We start from the raw sequence: 15806 nt of genomic DNA, 5'->3' as shown, positions 1-15806 counted from the left end.
TGCGCCGCGCGGGCGGCGCTCGATCTAACAGGCGCTGCATATCTTAGGGCAACCACCTGTCAGCCCTGATGCGATCCCTGTGGGGTTCATCCCCGAAATAAACAGCGTGGTAGCACTCACCGCCAATCCGCTATGTCAGCAAAAAACGCCCGAGCATTCGCCTCCAGGCTCTGCAGATGGTACCCACCCTCCTGCACGATCAGGCATGGCAAGCGCAATGCGCGGATACGCTCGCCCAACACGGCAAAGCCCTCGGTCGTCACCGCCACCTTGCTCTGGGGGTCCAGCTCGTAAATGTCGAAGCCCAGCGACAACACCAACACTTGCGCACCAAAATCCTTCACCGCAGCCAGTGCGGTGTCCAGCCGGCTCAGGAAGTCCGCTTCGCTGGCGCCGTGGGGCATCGGCAGGTTCAGGTTGTACCCCTCCCCCTCACCACGGCCGCGCTCGTCCTCGAACCCGGCCACGCCTGGGTAGAAGTTGGTCGGGTCGCCGTGCACCGACACATACAGCACATCGCGCCGGTCGTAGAAAATTTCCTGGATGCCTTGCCCGTGGTGCATGTCGGTGTCGAGCACCGCCACCCGGCTGTAGCGGCCGCGCAAGGCCTGGGCAGCGACGGCAGCGTTGTTGATGTAGCAGAAGCCACCCGCCGCATCGAACCGTGCATGGTGCCCCGGTGGCCGGCACAGCGCGTAGGCCGCGGGCTCACCCTCGGCAATGGCCTTGGCGCCAGCTACCGCGCTCTGCGCGGACCAGTAGGCCGAATGCCAGGTACGCTCGCCTACCGGGCAACTGCCATCGGCCAGGTAGCGCGCGGCCTGGGCGAGAATGCCACGCAAGGCGTTGGGCTCACGCACAAAGATATTGGACATGACCTCGTCGCCCCAGTCCTCGGACACTTCCTTCCAGCGCGCATGGGCTTCTTCGAGGAAGGCCAGGTAGGCCTCGCCATGCACCGCCGCCAGCGGCTGCAGGCCAGCATCCTCTGGCTGGCGGATGTCGAAGCCAAGGTTCCTGGCAGCCTGCAACAGGCGCTGGGCGCGCTCGGGCACCTCTTGGGGGGTGCGCATGGCGCCACGCGAGTAGTAGCTGCGCGGGTGATGCAGCAATTGTTCAGGGTGGAAGTAGCAACGCATCAGGCTTCTCCTGGTTCGACACGGCCGGCGCGGGCCAGCACGGCATTGAGCAATACATCGGCACCCTGGCGGGCATCGTCGGGCAGCACATCCTCGGCTTCGTTGTGGCTGAGGCCGCCGATGCAGGGAATGAACACCATCGCCGTCGGGCAATAGCGGGCCAACAGAATGGCATCGTGCCCAGCGCCACTGACGATCGACTGCTGCGCATAACCCAGGGCATCCACCGCTTGCTGAACAGCGGCCACACAGTCCACGTCGAACGGCGTGGCCGGGCTGACCCAGTGCCGCTCGATACGCACCTGCAAACCGCGCTGGCGGGCGATGGCCTGCAGCGCCAGGGTCAGGTCGCGTTCCATGGCCTCGATGGTTTCATCACGGTGGTGGCGCAGGTCCACCGTGAATTGCAACACCCCGGGGATGGTGTTGCGTGACGACTTGGCGATGGTCAGCTCGCCGACAGTGGTCAGCGCCTCGGGGGCATAGTCTGCCGCCAGCCGCTCAAGCGCCTGAATCATCTGCGCCGCGCCGTACAAGGCGTCCTTGCGCAACGGCATCGGCGTGGTGCCGGCGTGCGCGGCCATGCCTTCGACGGTCACATCCAGCCAACGAATAGCCTGGCCGCCGCTGACCACACCAATGGCCTTGGCGTTATCTTCAAGAATCGGGCCTTGCTCGATATGCGCTTCAAAATAGGCATCCACCGGCCCGCCCAGCGGCCGCTGGCCAGCGTAACCGGTACGCTGCAACGCGTCGGCGACGCTGATGCCTTGCGCATCGCGTATGGCCAAGGCTTGCTCCAGCGCCAGGGTGCCGGTGAACACGGCCGAACCGAACATCGCCGGGGTAAACCGGGCACCTTCCTCGTTGGTCCACACCGCGATCTCCAGCGGCTTGCGGGTACTGATGCCCAGCTCGTCGAGGCGGCGCACCACCTCCAGCCCGGCCAGCACGCCATAGACACCGTCGAAACGGCCGCCCTCCGGCTGGGTATCCAGGTGGCTGCCGATCATCACCGGGGCGGCATCGGGGTCGGTGCCAGGGCGGCGCGCGAACAGGTTGCCGATGGCATCCACGCTCAACGTCAGGCCCGCTTCGCGGCACCAGCGGCTAAACAGCTCACGGCCAGCCTTGTCTTCGTCGCTGAGGGCCAGGCGGCAGCTGCCACCGCGTGCGGTGGCGCCGATTTCGGCCATGGCCATCAAGCTCGCCCACAGGCGTTCGCCATTGCTTTTCAACATGTGCAGGTACTCCAGAATGAATCGGTTCGCTCAGGCCAGCTCAAGCTGCTGGCTGCGCGCGTACTGGCGCGCCAGGGCAAGCACGCAGACCAGCGAAAGGGTGGCGATCAGCGTGTAGAACACTGCCATCGGCCACCACTGCCCTGTGAAATGGTGGGCCAGCCAGGTGCCGATCAACGGGGTCAGGCCCCCGGCGATGGCGCCACACACCTGGTAGGCCAGGGATATGGCGGTATAGCGCACACGGGTGTCGAACATGCCGCTGACGTAGCCTGCGATGACCGCGTAGAACGAGGCCATGCAAGCAGCGGCCAAGGCGATGCCGAGCACGATCAAAGGGCCTTGGCCCGAGCTGACCAGGGTGAACATGGGGTAAGGCGAGGCCATGGCCAGCACGGCCACCAAGGCCAGGAAGCGAGTGGCGCCGAGCTTTTCCGACAGCCAGGCAGCCAAGGGCTGCACGCAAAACTGGATGATCGCCACGAAGAACAGGCACTCCAGGATCAGCGAGCGCTCCAGGTGCAGCTGCTGGGTGGTGTAGCTGATCATGAAGGTATTGGTGAAGTAGACCCCGGCAATGCCCAGGGTGTTGGCACCGATGCACAGCAACAGCGGGCGCCAGGCGCTGCGCAGCACCTCGAAGACCGGGGCCTGCTCCTTGCGCCGGGCCGTTTCTGCCTGCTCGCGGCTGGCGATGAACTCGGGCGACTCGTTCACCCCCAGGCGAATGGCCAGGCCGACCAACAGCAGCAAGGCGCTGGCCAGGAACGGCACGCGCCAACCCCAGCTCATCAGGTCTTCTTCCGGAAGGCGGGTGACCGCGCCAAAAGCCAGCAGTGACAGAATCAGGCCCGCCGGGCTGCCGAGCTGGGCGAACGAGGCGAAGAAGTTGCGCCGCCCCTTGGGGGCATGCTCGCCGGCCATCAGCACGGCCCCGCCCCACTCGCCGCCCACCGCAATGCCCTGGACGATGCGCAGCAGGACCAGCAGCACCGGCGCGCTGGCGCCAATTTGCGCATAGGTCGGCAACAGGCCGATGCACACCGTGACGATGCCCATCATCAGCAAGGTGATGACCAGCGATTTCTTGCGGCCGATACGGTCGCCCACATGGCCGAAGACGATTCCGCCCAGCGGCCGGGCGAAAAAGCCCACGGCGAAGGTACCAAACGCTGCCATGGTGCTGAACAGGCTGTCATCGGAGGGGAAGAACAAGGCACCGAACACCAGGGCCGCGGCGGTGGCATAGATGTAAAAGTCGTACCATTCGATCATGGTACCGATGAAAGCGGCGGCAGCGGCACGGCGTGGCTGAGCGCAAGTGGCGGGCTTCATGGGGGCTCCTTTGCTTGTTGTTCTGGCAGGAGTGACGGGAATTCACGGTCGCGCTCTGGCGGCGCTTGGCTTGTGGGCCTCGATGCCTGTGATTTATCGGGCCAGGACTATGATTAGTCAATTTTCTATTTATTATTCCAACTATTAACCCTGCTTATCATAGAGCCATGCCATGTCTGACCGCCTGCTCAACGACCGCCTCGACTGGAACCTGCTGCGTACCTTCCGCGTCATTGGCCAGGAACTGTCCATCAGCCGCGCCGCTGCCCGCCTGCATCTCACCCAGCCGGCAGTCAGCCAGGCCTTGAAGCGCCTGGAAGAACAGCTCGGCCGCCAACTCATCGCCCGCCGTGGGCCGCGTTTCGTGCTGACCGAAATGGGTGAACAGCTGTTCCAGCTGGCCGGCGAGGTGTACGGGCAGATGTCGCAGATCGGCAGCCTGCTGGCGCAGCCCACCGACGAACTGGTGGGCAAGGTGCGCTTGCTGATGATCAGCCGCATCGTCAGCGACCGCTTCGACGACTTCCTGGCCGACTTCCATCGCCAGCACCCACGGGTGGACCTGGAAATCGACGTGATGCGCAGCTCCGACATCGTCGCAGCCTTGCAAGAGAAAACCGCCAGCGCAGGCTTGAGCTTGAACCGGCGGGCCCAGCCCAGGCTGGAGCAACGGCTGTTCCTGCGCCAGCGTTACGCGTTCTTCTGTGGCAAACACCATGCCCTGTTTGGTCAGGCCGAGGGCGACTTGCAGCGGGAGAACTTCGTCAGCTTCACCAGTGACCAGATTGGCGGCATGTTGTCGCCACTGACCATTTTCCGCGACCAGCAGGGCTTTGCCGGGCGCATCGTGGCCTCGTCACCCAGCCTTGAGGAAGTGCGCCGCCTGGTAATTGCCGGGTTCGGCATCGGCTGCCTGCCCGAGCACGTGGTAGCGCCGGATGTTGCAGCTGGGCTGCTGTGGAAGCTGCACCCGCTGGAGGGCATTGCCGATGTGGACATTCACCTGTTGTGGAACCGGGACCAGCGCTTCAGCCGGGCCGAACAGGTGTTCATCGAGGGGCTGCAACAGCGTCTTGACTGACCTGCAGCGCCATCACCGGCGCTGCCAAGCGCGGAACGCGCCGGTGGCCTTGGCCGCCTTGTAGTGCAACTTGGATCCGATCAGGGGAAAGGGTATGCTGATATATAGCTAAATGCCATCACCCAGGTCGGCGCGATGCCTGCCTTCAAGGACGAACCCTTTGCCCAGCCACCCTACCCGCCATACCATTGCCCGCCAGTGGCAATTGCTCAAGCTGCTGCCAGGGCGCCACCCGGGCGTGAGCTCCACCCAGTTGCAACGTGCCCTGAGCGGCGTGGGCCACACCACCAGCAAGCGTACCGTAGAGCGCGACCTGGTCGAACTGGCCGCCCTGTTCCCGCTGCAATGCAACAGCAAGGGCATGCCCTATGGCTGGTACTGGCAACCGGGCCTGAGCCTGGAGCAAGCGCACCAGTTGCAACCCGACGCGCTATGCCCGGCGGCCCAGGTGGAGCTGCGCGCCTGGGTCGATGACGCCCTTGCCCGGCGCCTGGAGCAGGCGCCGCTGTCGGCCGACATGCAACTGACCGCGCAAGCCGACGGTGGCGCTGTGCTGGTGGCCACGGTAGACGACAACCGGGCGCTGATGAGCTGGCTGCTGTCCCAGGCCGGCGCTATTAGCGTGCAGGCCCCCAAGGCGCTGCGCCTGGCCATGCTGGCGCAATTACGCCAGAGCCTGGCCCTGCACGAAACGGTTGGTTGAAACCGTTGGCGGGCGCTACTGGCGCAGCCGCTCCAGCGCCTGCAGCACGAATGCGGTAGCGCGCTCCACCTGCCCTTCCCTGCAGGCGATACCCAACTGCCGCCACAGCCCGGGCCGCAGCGGCCGGTGGGCAATGCGCTGATCAAGCTCGGCGGTCTCCCCCTCCTGCGGCAGCAACGTCGCGCCATACCCGGCACCGACCAGCTTCTTGATGGCATCGTTGTAGTTCAGCTCGATACGCGGCTCGGGGTGCAACCCCGCCGCCGCAAACCACTCGTTAGTCACCCGCGACAGCTGGGTACTGCTGTCATTCAGGATCAACGCCCGTTGCGCCAGCCAGGCCGGCGTGACCTTGGCCGGGGGCTGCCAGTCGGCCGGCACGTAGGCCAGGATCGGGTCGCGTCGCCAGGGTGTTACGGCCAGCCCCTTGACCGCCACCTGCGGCAACGCCACCAGCGCGACATCCAGGGTGCCCTCGCGCAAACGCGCCAGCGACGCTTGCGAAGTGAGCACCTGCACTTGCACATCGATCCCCGGATGCTCCACCCGCAAGGCGGCCAACGCCTGTGGCAGCAGGTGGGCGATGGCCCCGGTCGAGGCCCCCAGGCGTACCCGGCCGCTCAGGCCCTGCACCTGGCGGCGAACTTCGTCCAACGCCAGGTCCGCGTCGGCCAGCAAGCGGCGGGCGCGGGCCAGCAGCGTTTCACCGATGGCCGTGGGCCGTACCTGGCCGCGGGTACGGTTGAGCAACGGGGCGCCGACGCGCGCCTCCAGCTCGGCCACGTGCAGGCTGATGGTGGGCGGCGCCAGGTTGAGCTGGCGAGCCGCCTCGGCAAATGAACCCAGGTCGCTAATGACCACCAGCGTACGCAGGAGGTCGAGGCTGATTTCGCGCATGGTCGCTGCGGCTTCCTCACAAAACAAAGACTGACGGCTGAATGCCAAGGCAGCTTTCAGGGGTAGGTTGACCGCCAAAAGGCCAGCACATCGTTCAGAAAAGCTGAATGCGGTGGTCATGATATTCAAATTTTCTTTATCAACGCCACCCGCGAAAATAGGCCATCCCCTCCCCAACCCGGACCCCGACCATGCATACCCCTGTTGTCTTCATCGACGGCGACCAAGGCACCACCGGCCTGCAGATCCACGCTCGCCTGCAAGGCCGCAGCGACTTGCGCCTGCTGACCCTGCCCGAAGCCGAACGCAAAGATCCTCAACGGCGTGGCGAGGCGATCAACAGCGCCGACATCGCCCTGCTGTGCCTGCCCGATGCCGCCGCGCGCGAAGCGGTGGCCGCCATCCACAACCCGCAGGTGCGGGTGATCGACGCCAGCTCGGCACACCGCACCAGCCCAGGCTGGGTGTATGGCCTGCCCGAACTGGACCCGCACCAAGCCGAACGCATTGCCCAAAGCAAGCGCGTCAGCAACCCCGGCTGCTACCCCACGGGCGCCATCGCGTTGCTGCGTCCGCTGGTCAAGGCCGGCCTGCTGCCTGCCGATTACCCGCTGAACATCCACGCCATTTCCGGCTACTCCGGCGGCGGCCGCGCGGCGGTAGAACGGCATGAACAGCCCGCTGCCGACAAAGCACCGGCCTTGCAGCTGTACGGCCTGGACCTGGCGCACAAGCATGTGCCCGAGATCCAGCAGCACGCCGGGCTCTCGGCACGGCCCCTGTTCATGCCTGGCTACGGCGCCTACCGCCAGGGCATCGTGCTGAGCATCCCGCTGCAATTGCGCCTGCTGCCCGGGCAGGTCAGCGCCGAACAGCTGCAAGCCTGCCTGGAACAGCATTACCAGGGAGCCCGCCATGTTCAGGTAATGCCCCTGCACCAACAAGGTGGCGCGGCCAACCTCGACCCTGAAGCCCTGAACGACAGCAACGACCTGCGCCTGGCGCTGTACGCCAACCCTGAACACGGCCAGGTGCTGCTCACCGCCATCTTCGACAACCTGGGCAAAGGCGCGTCGGGTGCGGCGGTGCAAAACCTGGAATTGATGCTCGGCGCACTACAGACACGCGGCTGATGGGTCAAAACCGGTTAGACTGTACAGCCCGCGCCCTCCCGGTGCGGGCTGTACAGTCCAACCGCCGGAGCCTGCCCCCCGATGTTCATCCTGAGCCGCCTTGACAGCGTGCCGCCCGAGTCTTTCCAGAACCAGATCCGCGAGCTGGTGATTCACAACGTCGGTGAATTGAGCAGTGTCGCGATCAGTGCAGACAACCCGCTGTACCCGCTGTACCAGTACGGCGTCGGCATGGAGGTGCACCAGTACCTGCAAGCCCTGGACGGCAATCGCGGCCTGGCCGTGGCACTGACCCTGGCACTGGATGCCGAAGCGCCAGACCAGTTGTTGGGCTTTGCCTTGTCGCTACCCGCCGAGGACGATGAGCAGGCCTGTGCCCTGGCATTCATGGCCGTACGCGCCAGCCATCGTCGCCAGGGCATCGCCCGGGCGCTGCTGGGCGACCTGCAGGCGCGCCATGCCTGCGTCGAGCTGAACGCCTTCGCCAACCAGGTACCGTGGTTCGAAGCCATGGGTATGCAGGTGGTGGCCGCCAAGGGTCCGCAGGTGCTGATGAGCAGCACCGGCCAGGCCAGCGGGGCACTGATCGGCCGCCTGGACATCGCCCCCATCTACCAGACCGCCGAGGTGCTGCAGATTCATACCTACCTGCTCAACCAGCAAGGCGAGGATGCGATGATCGAAGCGGAGCAGATGCGCGACGAGCGGCTGGACGCGCTGACCGCACAGGCGCAGGAGTGTGTGCGCCAGCGCCAGCACGTGCACTGATCGCACCGTCAAGCACAACGCTCAGGGCCGCACCGGTCAAGCTCGGCGCGGCCCGGCGGCTCAGCCATGCACCCAGCGCCGGTGCAGCCCGCGCGCCAGGGCATCGAGCAGAAAGCCCAGCACTCCGATCAACAGCACCATGGCCATCAGCTCGGAGTACGCCAGGCGGTCGCGGGTATCGAGAATGAAATAGCCCAGCCCTGCACTGACGCCCAGCATTTCGCAGGGCACCAGCACGATCCACAAAATCCCGATGGCCAGGCGCACGCCCGTCAGCACATGGCCAATCACCCCCGGCACGATCACCTTGCACAAGGTTTCCCAGCGCGTGGCACTCAGGCTGCGGCTCAACTGCAGCCAGCGCGGGTCCAGTTGCCGCACCCCGGCGGCGGTGTTGAGCAGGATCGGCCACAACGCGGCGAACGCCAGCAAAAAGTAGATCGGCTGGTCACCCACGCCCATCAGCATCACCACCACCGGCATCCACGACAACGGCGAGATCATGCGCAGGAACTGGAATGCCGGCGTGGTCGCCGCCTCCAGGTGCCGGTAGCTACCTACCAGCAACCCCAACGGCACACCGATCAGCAACGCCAGCAACAAACCGACCAGGATGCGCTTGAGGCTGACCCAGATATGCCCGTAGACCTCGCCCTGCCCTAGCAGCTCGACCAGGCTGGCCAACGTGGCCTGCGGTGCAAACCGGGCCGACAGGCCATCGGCCTGGCCGAACACGGCGACCCCGGCCCACCACAGTGCCAGCAAGCCCAGCAAGCCGGCCAGGCCAAGCCCGGCATGTACCACGTGCGTACGCATCAGACGGCGAACTCCTCGCTGCGCTCGTAGTTGTCGGCTATGCCGAACACTGACGGCCCGCCCACGGCGGCAATGGCGTTACGCACGAAGCGGTCATCCACCAGGTCGCGGGCAGTCTGCGCCGGGTCCAGGCCGGCGAGGAACGCGTGGTCACCTTCGATCAGGGTGTGCTGCAAGCGCTTGACCAGTGCTTCGGTGTAGCTCGGGAACGGGTAAGGCTGGAAATCGATGCGCTTTTCGTCCCACTGCTGGTGGCGAATAGCGCCGCTGGCGATGTAGCCGGCACGGTCCTCGGCCGCCGGGGCAAGGACCTTGGCCAGCACCGCCGGGTCATGGGGCGTGTACTTGTTGGTGCCAGCACGCGACAGCAAGGCTGCTGCTTCGGCGCGGTGGTCGCGGGTCCAGTGCTGGGCCTTGACGATGGCATTGACCACCTTCTGCGACCACTCGGGGCGGTTGTCGAGGTCGTGTTCGTGCATGAACACCACGCAGCAGGCATGGTTGCGCCAGACATCGCCCGTGAAGCGCTGCACGCGGCCAACCTTGAGGTTCTCGGCCAGGGCGTTGAACGGCTCGGCGACGATGTAACCTGCTATGCGCTTGCTGGCCAGGGCCGGTGGCATGTCGGAGGGCGGCAGCACCAGCAGGTTCACTTCATTGTCTGCCAACGCCGCACTGGCCGGCTTCGACACCGGTGTCAGGCCGTTGTCGTTGAGCATCTGCTGCAGCACGACATTATGGATCGAGTACCAGAAAGGTATGGCCACGGTCTTGCCACCCAGTTGCTTCATGTCGCTGATGTCGGGGGCGACGGTCAGGCCCGAACCGCCCACGTGGTTCCACGCCACCACCTTGGCCGGCACCTTGCTGGCATAGCGCGCCCACACGGTCATCGGCGACAGCAGGTGAATCACGTTCACCTGGCCAGAGATGAACGCCTCGATCACCTGTGCCCAACTGCGCAGCAATACCGGGCGTTCGGCCTTGATACCCTCGGCTTCGAACAGGCCGTTGTTGTGCGCCACCAGCAAGGGCGTTGCGTCGGTGATCGGCAGGTAGCCGATACGTACCGGCGCGTCGGGTTCGGCAGCGGCGCGGGCCTGCAGGCTCGACAGAAACGGCAGTGCACCGGCGGCGGTGAGCATGGCGCCCAGCTTGAGAAAATCACGTCGTGAAGACGAGGAACAGCAGTCATCCATGCACATGGACAGCCTCCGAGGCCTGGGGGGTTGGGGTGGGTTCGACCGTGCGGCTTGCTCGCCGGAGCGTCTTGAGGATTTCGATGCGCAGGGCGCCCAGCTCTTCGACCCGCTGGGTGCGTGGCTGCGGCAGGCCGATCTGCCATTGGCCGAGGATGTGCGCTGGATGGTCGCCCAGCAGCAGCACACGGTCGGACAGCAACAGGGCTTCGTCGATATCGTGGGTGATCAGTACCGCTGCCGTGTTGTGGGTGGCGATCAATTGCAGCAGCAATTGCTGCATGTCGGCACGGGTGACTTCATCCAGCGCGCCGAACGGTTCGTCGAGCAACAGCACTTCGGGCTGCCGTGCCAGGCAACGGGCCAGCGCGGTCCGCTGGGCCATGCCGCCAGACAGCTGCGCCGGGTAGTGGCTGCGGGCGTGGCCCAGGCCCACGGCGGCGATAGCGTGGTCGATACGTGCACGGCGTTCGGCAGCCGCCAGCTTGGGCTGGCGGGCGAAGTCCAGGCCGAAGGCGACGTTTTTCTCCAGGCTCAGCCAAGGCAGCAGGCTGGGGTCCTGGAAGGCTACCGCCAGGCGCGGGTGTGGGCCCTGCAGCGGCTGGCCATGCAGCCGCACGCTGCCACCACCCGGCTGCTGCAGGCCGGCCAATACCCGCAACAGGCTGGACTTGCCAACGCCGCTGGGGCCCAGAATGCTCACCACCTCGCCGCGCCCCAACTGCAGGTCGAACTGCGCCAGCACTTGCTGCCAGCCGCCCTCGCCCGGGTAGCCCAGGCTGATGTCACGGGCTTCGAGCAACATTGCACTCATGCCCCGGCTGCCTGGCGGTGCAGCTCGGCCCGCAGCTGCACCAGGCTGGGCGTGACGATCGGCACGAACGCCGATTCGCGCCAGCGGCGGGCGAAACCTTCGCCATACTCGCTGAGGTAGGCTTTGCCACCACTGGCCTGCAATTCCAGTTGCACCGCGTCGGCGGCACTTTCGGCCAGGGTGATGCGCAGCTTGAACAAAGCCGCCGGTTGTTGCAGGAAGCGGCCATCGAGCAAACCTTGCTTGAGTTCGCTGACGGTATTCTCCAGGCGCTCGCTGAGCACCTGGCGGGCTTCGTCCAGGAATGAGGCACGCCCCTGCAGGTGGGCCTGCACTTCGTCCAGTGCCCGGCGCGCCAGGCCAATGGCCATGCCGCACTGCAACCCCAGGAAGGCAGGGCGTACCTGCGGCAGGAACGCGCGGGCATTGTCGTGCAGCAACCAGTCACGTGCCAGCGGCACCTGGTGGAAGGCCAAGGCAGCGGTGTTGCTCGACTGCAAGCCCATCAGTTGCAAGTCGTCGGAACGTTGCAGGCCCTGGGCATCCGAAGGAATGGCCAGTACGAACGGAGCACCGCCCGCGTCGTCCTCAATGGCCGCCGCTACCACGAACCCACTCTTGCGCAGGTTGGTCACCCAGTGCAGGCGGCCCTCCAGGTGCCAGCCATCGCCCGCCGGGCGGCCGCGCACTTGCAGGGCTTCGATGCCAGAGAGGAACTTCATGGCATTGGACAGGCCGGTGGCACCGGCCAGCTCGCCGGCCAGCAGCTGTGGCAGCAAGCGCGCGCGCAGCGGCTGGTTGGGGCTTTGCAACAGGTACTCGATAAAGGCGCGCTGGCCCCAACACACGAAAGCGGCAGCCAGCGAGCGGCTGGCAATGGCAGCGATGGCCTCGACGGCGTCGGTCACCTGCCCGCCCGTACCGCCCAGGGCCGGGTCGACGCCCACGCGCAGCAGTTGCGATTCGGCGATTTGCGCCAGCACGTGCTGCGGCTCGCACAGGCCCCGATCTATGGCCTCGGCATTGGCATCCAGCCACTGTCGAAATGCACAATCCTGCATGGTCTTGCTCCTTTGAGAACGCCGGGCCGCCTAACGGCCCCTTTGCGGCACATGGCCACTCCTACAACTACCGCTGTACCGCCGCTAGCAGGGGCAGATCATGCAGTGGGCTGCCAGCGGTATTTGCCAAGCTCGTCATTGAGCGGCGTTTGGGCGAACACATTAGCAAAGTTGCACAGGGTTGCGAGGCTCACGCCAAGAATCACTTCCAGCGCATTGCCTTCGCTGAAGCCGGCATCCCGGAATGCCTGGTAGGTGGCCTGGCTCACATTGCCACGGGTCGCGATCACTTCGCGGGCGAAGGCGGCCAGGGCTTCGTAACGGGCATTGGGCAGCTCGCCGCGGGCCCGCAGAGCATCGACCACCTCCTGCGGCAGCTTGGCCTTGTTCAACGCCACGGCGGTGTGCCCCGCCACACAGAAATCACAGCCATGCTGGGTGGCGGCAATCAGTTGCACCACTTCGCGGTCGGCCAGGCTCAGGTCGGACTTGCCGTTCAATGCCGAAACGGTCACGTAGGTTTCCAGTGCCGCTGGCGCGTTGGCCAGCACGCCGAGCAGGTTGGGGATGAAGCCCGAATTCTTCTGCGCGTTCTCAAGGAACGGGCGCGCTGCTTCCGGGGCGCTTTCCAGGGTGTGTAAGGTAATGCGCGAGGACATGGAGTGGTCTCCCTGATGGATGTCACTACAGTCTGGTGGTTATAAGAAGTACCCTCCATATTCATCAGTCGCCTTTCCTTGCTCCTGAGTCTTTGCATTAGATGATTTCGTCCGCCGCGCTCGTCGATTGGTTATTAGAAGGCCTGGAGCTGGATGCCAGCCTGTTTCATGTCGGCCGCTACTGTGGCGGCTGGCACGCCAGCACCCAGGGTATGGGCCGTGCCAGCTTCCACTTGGTGGTGCAGGGCGATTGCTGGCTGCACCTCGACGGCCAGGCGCAGCCGGTGTGCCTGAGAAAAGGCGACGCCGTATTCCTGTTGCGCGACCTGGGTTATCGCCTGTCCAGCGACCAGGACGCGGCAGGCGCCTGTGCGCAACCGCGTCAAACCATGCAGGCGCTGGACAGCGCCGCCAGCGATGGGGTCGGCCTGGTCTGTGGCTTCTTCCGCTTCCAGTCGGGTTTGTCTTCGCTGATTGTCGAGGGCCTGGCCGACTGGATCCTGCTGCGTGCCGAAGACCCCGCCGGGAGCGCGGCGGGGGCGTTGTTCGGGCTTATCCTGGACGAATGCCAACGCCAAACCGGGCCTTCGCAAACTTTTCTGGAGCGCCTGACGCACTTGCTCTTTCTGTATGCACTGCGCCAGCAAGTGCATGCCGGGCAGCCCCTGGGCGGGCTGATCGCGCTTGCTCGGCAGCCGGCGTTCGCCGGGTTGCTCGAGCAACTGATCGAGCAACCCGCCAAAGCCTGGACACTGGAGAGCATGGCGGCCTGCACCGGGTTGTCGCGCTCGGCTTTCTTCAAACGCTTCAGCGAGCTGGCCGGGCAGTCGCCAGGCCAAGTGCTGCTGGCGTTGCGCATGCGCCATGCTTGCCGGTTGCTGCAGGCGGGCAACACGGTGGAGCAAGTGGGTGCACAGGTGGGGTACCAATCGGTGGCCGCTTTTACCCGGGCCTTCGCCAAGGCAGTAGGCATACAGCCAGGGGCTTACCGGCGGGGCCACGAAGGGCGTTAAGCGGCTCTACTGCGCCGCAAGCCGGCTTGCGAGGCGCCACGTTGAAGCTGATTTACCGGATAAAACCGACAATTTTCCTTGGGTTTATCAGCAGATCCCGTAACTTGAATGCCTGTTCAAGAATGATGGCCATATGGCATCATCGCATTCAAAAACAGTAAAGAGGGTGAGACCTACAATCGACTTTGCGGTGCATCCCGAGCCTGGCGCCACTGCGGTGACACCGGTAGCCGCCTGCGTTCTCGAGGCCTGCACGCCACCATCAAGGAGTACTTCATGCAGTTAAGGAATTTGAAGATCGGCATTCGCGCAGCAAGCGCATTCACCCTGTTGGGCATTCTGGTGCTGGTGATGGGCCTGATCGCACTTTACGAGACCCGGCAGATGGACACCGCCACAGACGAGATCCGCATCACCTGGATACCTGCCGTGGTGGCCCTCAGCGAAATCAGCACCGACCTCGGTCGCGCCCGGGCCGTCACCCTGCGTGCGACACTCAGCAACGAGACCGGCGAACACGCCCGCGACCTTGAGATGCTACAAGGCATCAACCAACGCCTGACAACCAGCCTGAAAAACTACGACAGTACCATCGTCGAGGCCGACGATCGCGCCCTGTTCAATGCCTTCATGGCGGCTTACCAGCAGTATGCGGGCCTGCAGGCCAAGGTGCTGCAAGACGTCACAGCCAACCGCATTGCCGAAGCCGAGCAGCAAGTCAGCGGGCCATTGAGCCAGTATGCCGACAACATGATGCATGCCATGGCCGCCTTGATCGACTACAACGGCAAGGGCGCCGAGCAAGCCTCGCAGCGCAGCAGCGATGTGGCTGACGAAGCGTTCCAGGCGCTGATAGGCGCGCTGTTGGTGATTGTACTGGCGCTTGCCGCCATCGCCACCCTGCTCACCCGCAGTATCGTGCGGCCGTTGGCCGAGGCCGTGGCCGTGGCTGAACGCGTGGCCACCGGCGACCTGACTCGCGAAATCCAGGTGGTGGGCCGTGACGAGCCGGCCTTGCTGCTGCGCGCGTTGAGCCGCATGCAGACCAGCCTGCGCGATACCATTCGGCAGATAGCCGCCTCGTCCGACCAACTGGCCTCGGCGTCCGAAGAGCTGCACACCGTCACCGAAGACACCAGCCGCGGTCTGCACCAGCAAAGTGCCGAAATCGACCAGGCGGCCACGGCCGTCAACCAGATGACCGCGGCGGTCGAAGAAGTGGCCAACAATGCGGTGAGCACCGCAGACGCCTCCAGGGGTGCCGACCAGACTACCCGCGATGGCCGCGACCGGGTCAACCAGGCGCTGGCCTCCATCCAGCACCTGGTGGCGGACGTGACCGGCACTTCCAGCGAAATCGAACAGCTGGCCAGCAATGCCAACGAGATCAGCCGGGTGCTGGATGTGATCGGTGCAATTGCCGGGCAGACCAACCTGCTGGCGCTCAACGCCGCCATCGAAGCCGCCCGCGCCGGTGAGGCAGGCCGTGGCTTTGCGGTGGTGGCGGACGAAGTTCGTGCCCTCGCCCATCGTACCCAGCAGTCGACGGCCGAAATCGAGCAGATGATTGCCGGGATCCAGAACGGCACCGAGCGCGCGGTGACCGCGATGCACAGCAGCCAGGGGCGTGCCACGGGCACGCTGGAAGTAGCCGAGGGCGCCGGGCAGGCGCTGGAGGTGATTGCCGAAGCGATGGCCTCGATCAACCAGCGTAACCTGGTGATAGCCAGTGCCTCGGAACAACAGGCGCAGGTGGCCCGTGAGGTGGACCGCAACCTGGTGAATATCCGTGACCTGGCCATGCAGACCTCGGCGGGGGCCAACCAGACCAGTGCGGCAGCGCAGGACCTGTCGCGCCTTGCCGTGGACCTGAATGGCATGGTGGCACAGTTCAAGGTCTGATCTGAGATAGCCGGGGCCGCATCGCGGCCCATCGCAGGCAAGCCA

The 15806-nt window shown here is 65.2% G+C and carries 15 protein-coding genes; 6 read left to right on the top strand and 9 right to left on the bottom strand.

Annotation, left to right across the window (positions count from 1 at the left end):
* Positions 1 to 116 precede the first annotated feature (116 nt).
* From GYA94_RS17665 to GYA94_RS17655, 3 genes are read right to left on the bottom strand one after another with little or no spacing between them, the layout of a single operon-like run.
* On the bottom strand, positions 117 to 1139 hold the full coding sequence (locus tag GYA94_RS17665) for a histone deacetylase family protein (RefSeq protein ID WP_161892790.1): 1023 nt from the start codon (positions 1137 to 1139) through the stop codon (positions 117 to 119).
* Positions 1139 to 2380 (bottom strand): Zn-dependent hydrolase, encoded by a 1242-nt coding sequence (locus tag GYA94_RS17660; protein ID WP_161892789.1) that lies wholly within the window; start codon positions 2378 to 2380, stop codon positions 1139 to 1141. Before GYA94_RS17660 ends, GYA94_RS17665 begins: the two co-directional genes overlap by 1 nt.
* A gap of 30 nt (positions 2381 to 2410) precedes the next feature.
* The gene (locus GYA94_RS17655; protein ID WP_009685588.1) at positions 2411 to 3715 is read right to left on the bottom strand and encodes an MFS transporter; all 1305 of its coding nucleotides are present in this window, start codon (positions 3713 to 3715) and stop codon (positions 2411 to 2413) included.
* 172 nt (positions 3716 to 3887) lie between these two features.
* Between GYA94_RS17655 and GYA94_RS17650 the strand changes: the two genes are divergently transcribed.
* Positions 3888 to 4796, top strand: a complete 909-nt coding sequence (locus tag GYA94_RS17650) for a LysR family transcriptional regulator (RefSeq protein WP_054903805.1) — start codon at positions 3888 to 3890, stop codon at positions 4794 to 4796.
* Positions 4797 to 4956: 160 nt separating this feature from the next.
* Positions 4957 to 5499 (top strand): WCX domain-containing protein, encoded by a 543-nt coding sequence (locus GYA94_RS17645; protein WP_110677267.1) that lies wholly within the window; start codon positions 4957 to 4959, stop codon positions 5497 to 5499.
* Between the two features lie 15 nt (positions 5500 to 5514).
* Here the strand turns inward: GYA94_RS17645 and GYA94_RS17640 are convergent, their stop codons facing one another.
* A complete protein-coding gene (locus tag GYA94_RS17640) occupies positions 5515 to 6396 on the bottom strand; it encodes a LysR family transcriptional regulator (RefSeq protein ID WP_161892788.1) in 882 nt (293 codons plus the stop codon).
* 191 nt (positions 6397 to 6587) lie between these two features.
* Between GYA94_RS17640 and argC the strand changes: the two genes are divergently transcribed.
* Positions 6588 to 7529, top strand: coding sequence for an N-acetyl-gamma-glutamyl-phosphate reductase (gene argC, locus GYA94_RS17635; RefSeq protein ID WP_161892787.1), 942 nt, complete (start codon positions 6588 to 6590; stop codon positions 7527 to 7529).
* Between the two features lie 81 nt (positions 7530 to 7610).
* The gene (locus GYA94_RS17630; protein WP_110677271.1) at positions 7611 to 8297 is read left to right on the top strand and encodes a GNAT family N-acetyltransferase; all 687 of its coding nucleotides are present in this window, start codon (positions 7611 to 7613) and stop codon (positions 8295 to 8297) included.
* 60 nt (positions 8298 to 8357) lie between these two features.
* Here GYA94_RS17630 and GYA94_RS17625 read toward each other — a convergent pair whose 3' ends face one another.
* The 5 genes from GYA94_RS17625 to GYA94_RS17605 form a co-directional block, all read right to left on the bottom strand.
* A complete protein-coding gene (locus GYA94_RS17625) occupies positions 8358 to 9113 on the bottom strand; it encodes an ABC transporter permease (RefSeq protein WP_009685594.1) in 756 nt (251 codons plus the stop codon).
* Positions 9113 to 10318 (bottom strand): ABC transporter substrate-binding protein, encoded by a 1206-nt coding sequence (locus tag GYA94_RS17620; RefSeq protein ID WP_161892786.1) that lies wholly within the window; start codon positions 10316 to 10318, stop codon positions 9113 to 9115. The genes GYA94_RS17625 and GYA94_RS17620 overlap by 1 nt, the downstream gene beginning before the upstream one ends.
* Positions 10305 to 11126, bottom strand: a complete 822-nt coding sequence (locus GYA94_RS17615) for an ABC transporter ATP-binding protein (protein ID WP_110677275.1) — start codon at positions 11124 to 11126, stop codon at positions 10305 to 10307. Before GYA94_RS17615 ends, GYA94_RS17620 begins: the two co-directional genes overlap by 14 nt.
* Positions 11123 to 12187 carry an acyl-CoA dehydrogenase family protein gene (locus GYA94_RS17610; RefSeq protein WP_161892785.1) on the bottom strand — a complete coding sequence of 355 codons (1065 nt, stop codon included), beginning with the start codon at positions 12185 to 12187 and terminating at the stop codon, positions 11123 to 11125. The genes GYA94_RS17615 and GYA94_RS17610 overlap by 4 nt, the downstream gene beginning before the upstream one ends.
* A gap of 98 nt (positions 12188 to 12285) precedes the next feature.
* Positions 12286 to 12846, bottom strand: a complete 561-nt coding sequence (locus tag GYA94_RS17605) for a carboxymuconolactone decarboxylase family protein (RefSeq protein ID WP_009685599.1) — start codon at positions 12844 to 12846, stop codon at positions 12286 to 12288.
* 101 nt (positions 12847 to 12947) lie between these two features.
* On the opposite strand from GYA94_RS17605, the gene GYA94_RS17600 reads away from it, so the two are divergent.
* Both GYA94_RS17600 and GYA94_RS17595 read left to right on the top strand, forming a co-directional pair.
* Positions 12948 to 13859, top strand: coding sequence for an AraC family transcriptional regulator (locus GYA94_RS17600; RefSeq protein WP_161892784.1), 912 nt, complete (start codon positions 12948 to 12950; stop codon positions 13857 to 13859).
* A gap of 276 nt (positions 13860 to 14135) precedes the next feature.
* Positions 14136 to 15761 carry a methyl-accepting chemotaxis protein gene (locus GYA94_RS17595; RefSeq protein ID WP_110677283.1) on the top strand — a complete coding sequence of 542 codons (1626 nt, stop codon included), beginning with the start codon at positions 14136 to 14138 and terminating at the stop codon, positions 15759 to 15761.
* Positions 15762 to 15806 lie beyond the last annotated feature (45 nt).

This window comes from Pseudomonas juntendi (genome assembly GCF_009932375.1).
In the GTDB taxonomy this organism is placed as follows: domain Bacteria; phylum Pseudomonadota; class Gammaproteobacteria; order Pseudomonadales; family Pseudomonadaceae; genus Aquipseudomonas; species Aquipseudomonas juntendi.
The sequence above is the reverse complement of the archived record's forward strand: the minus strand, read 5'-3'. Positions and strand labels throughout refer to the sequence as shown.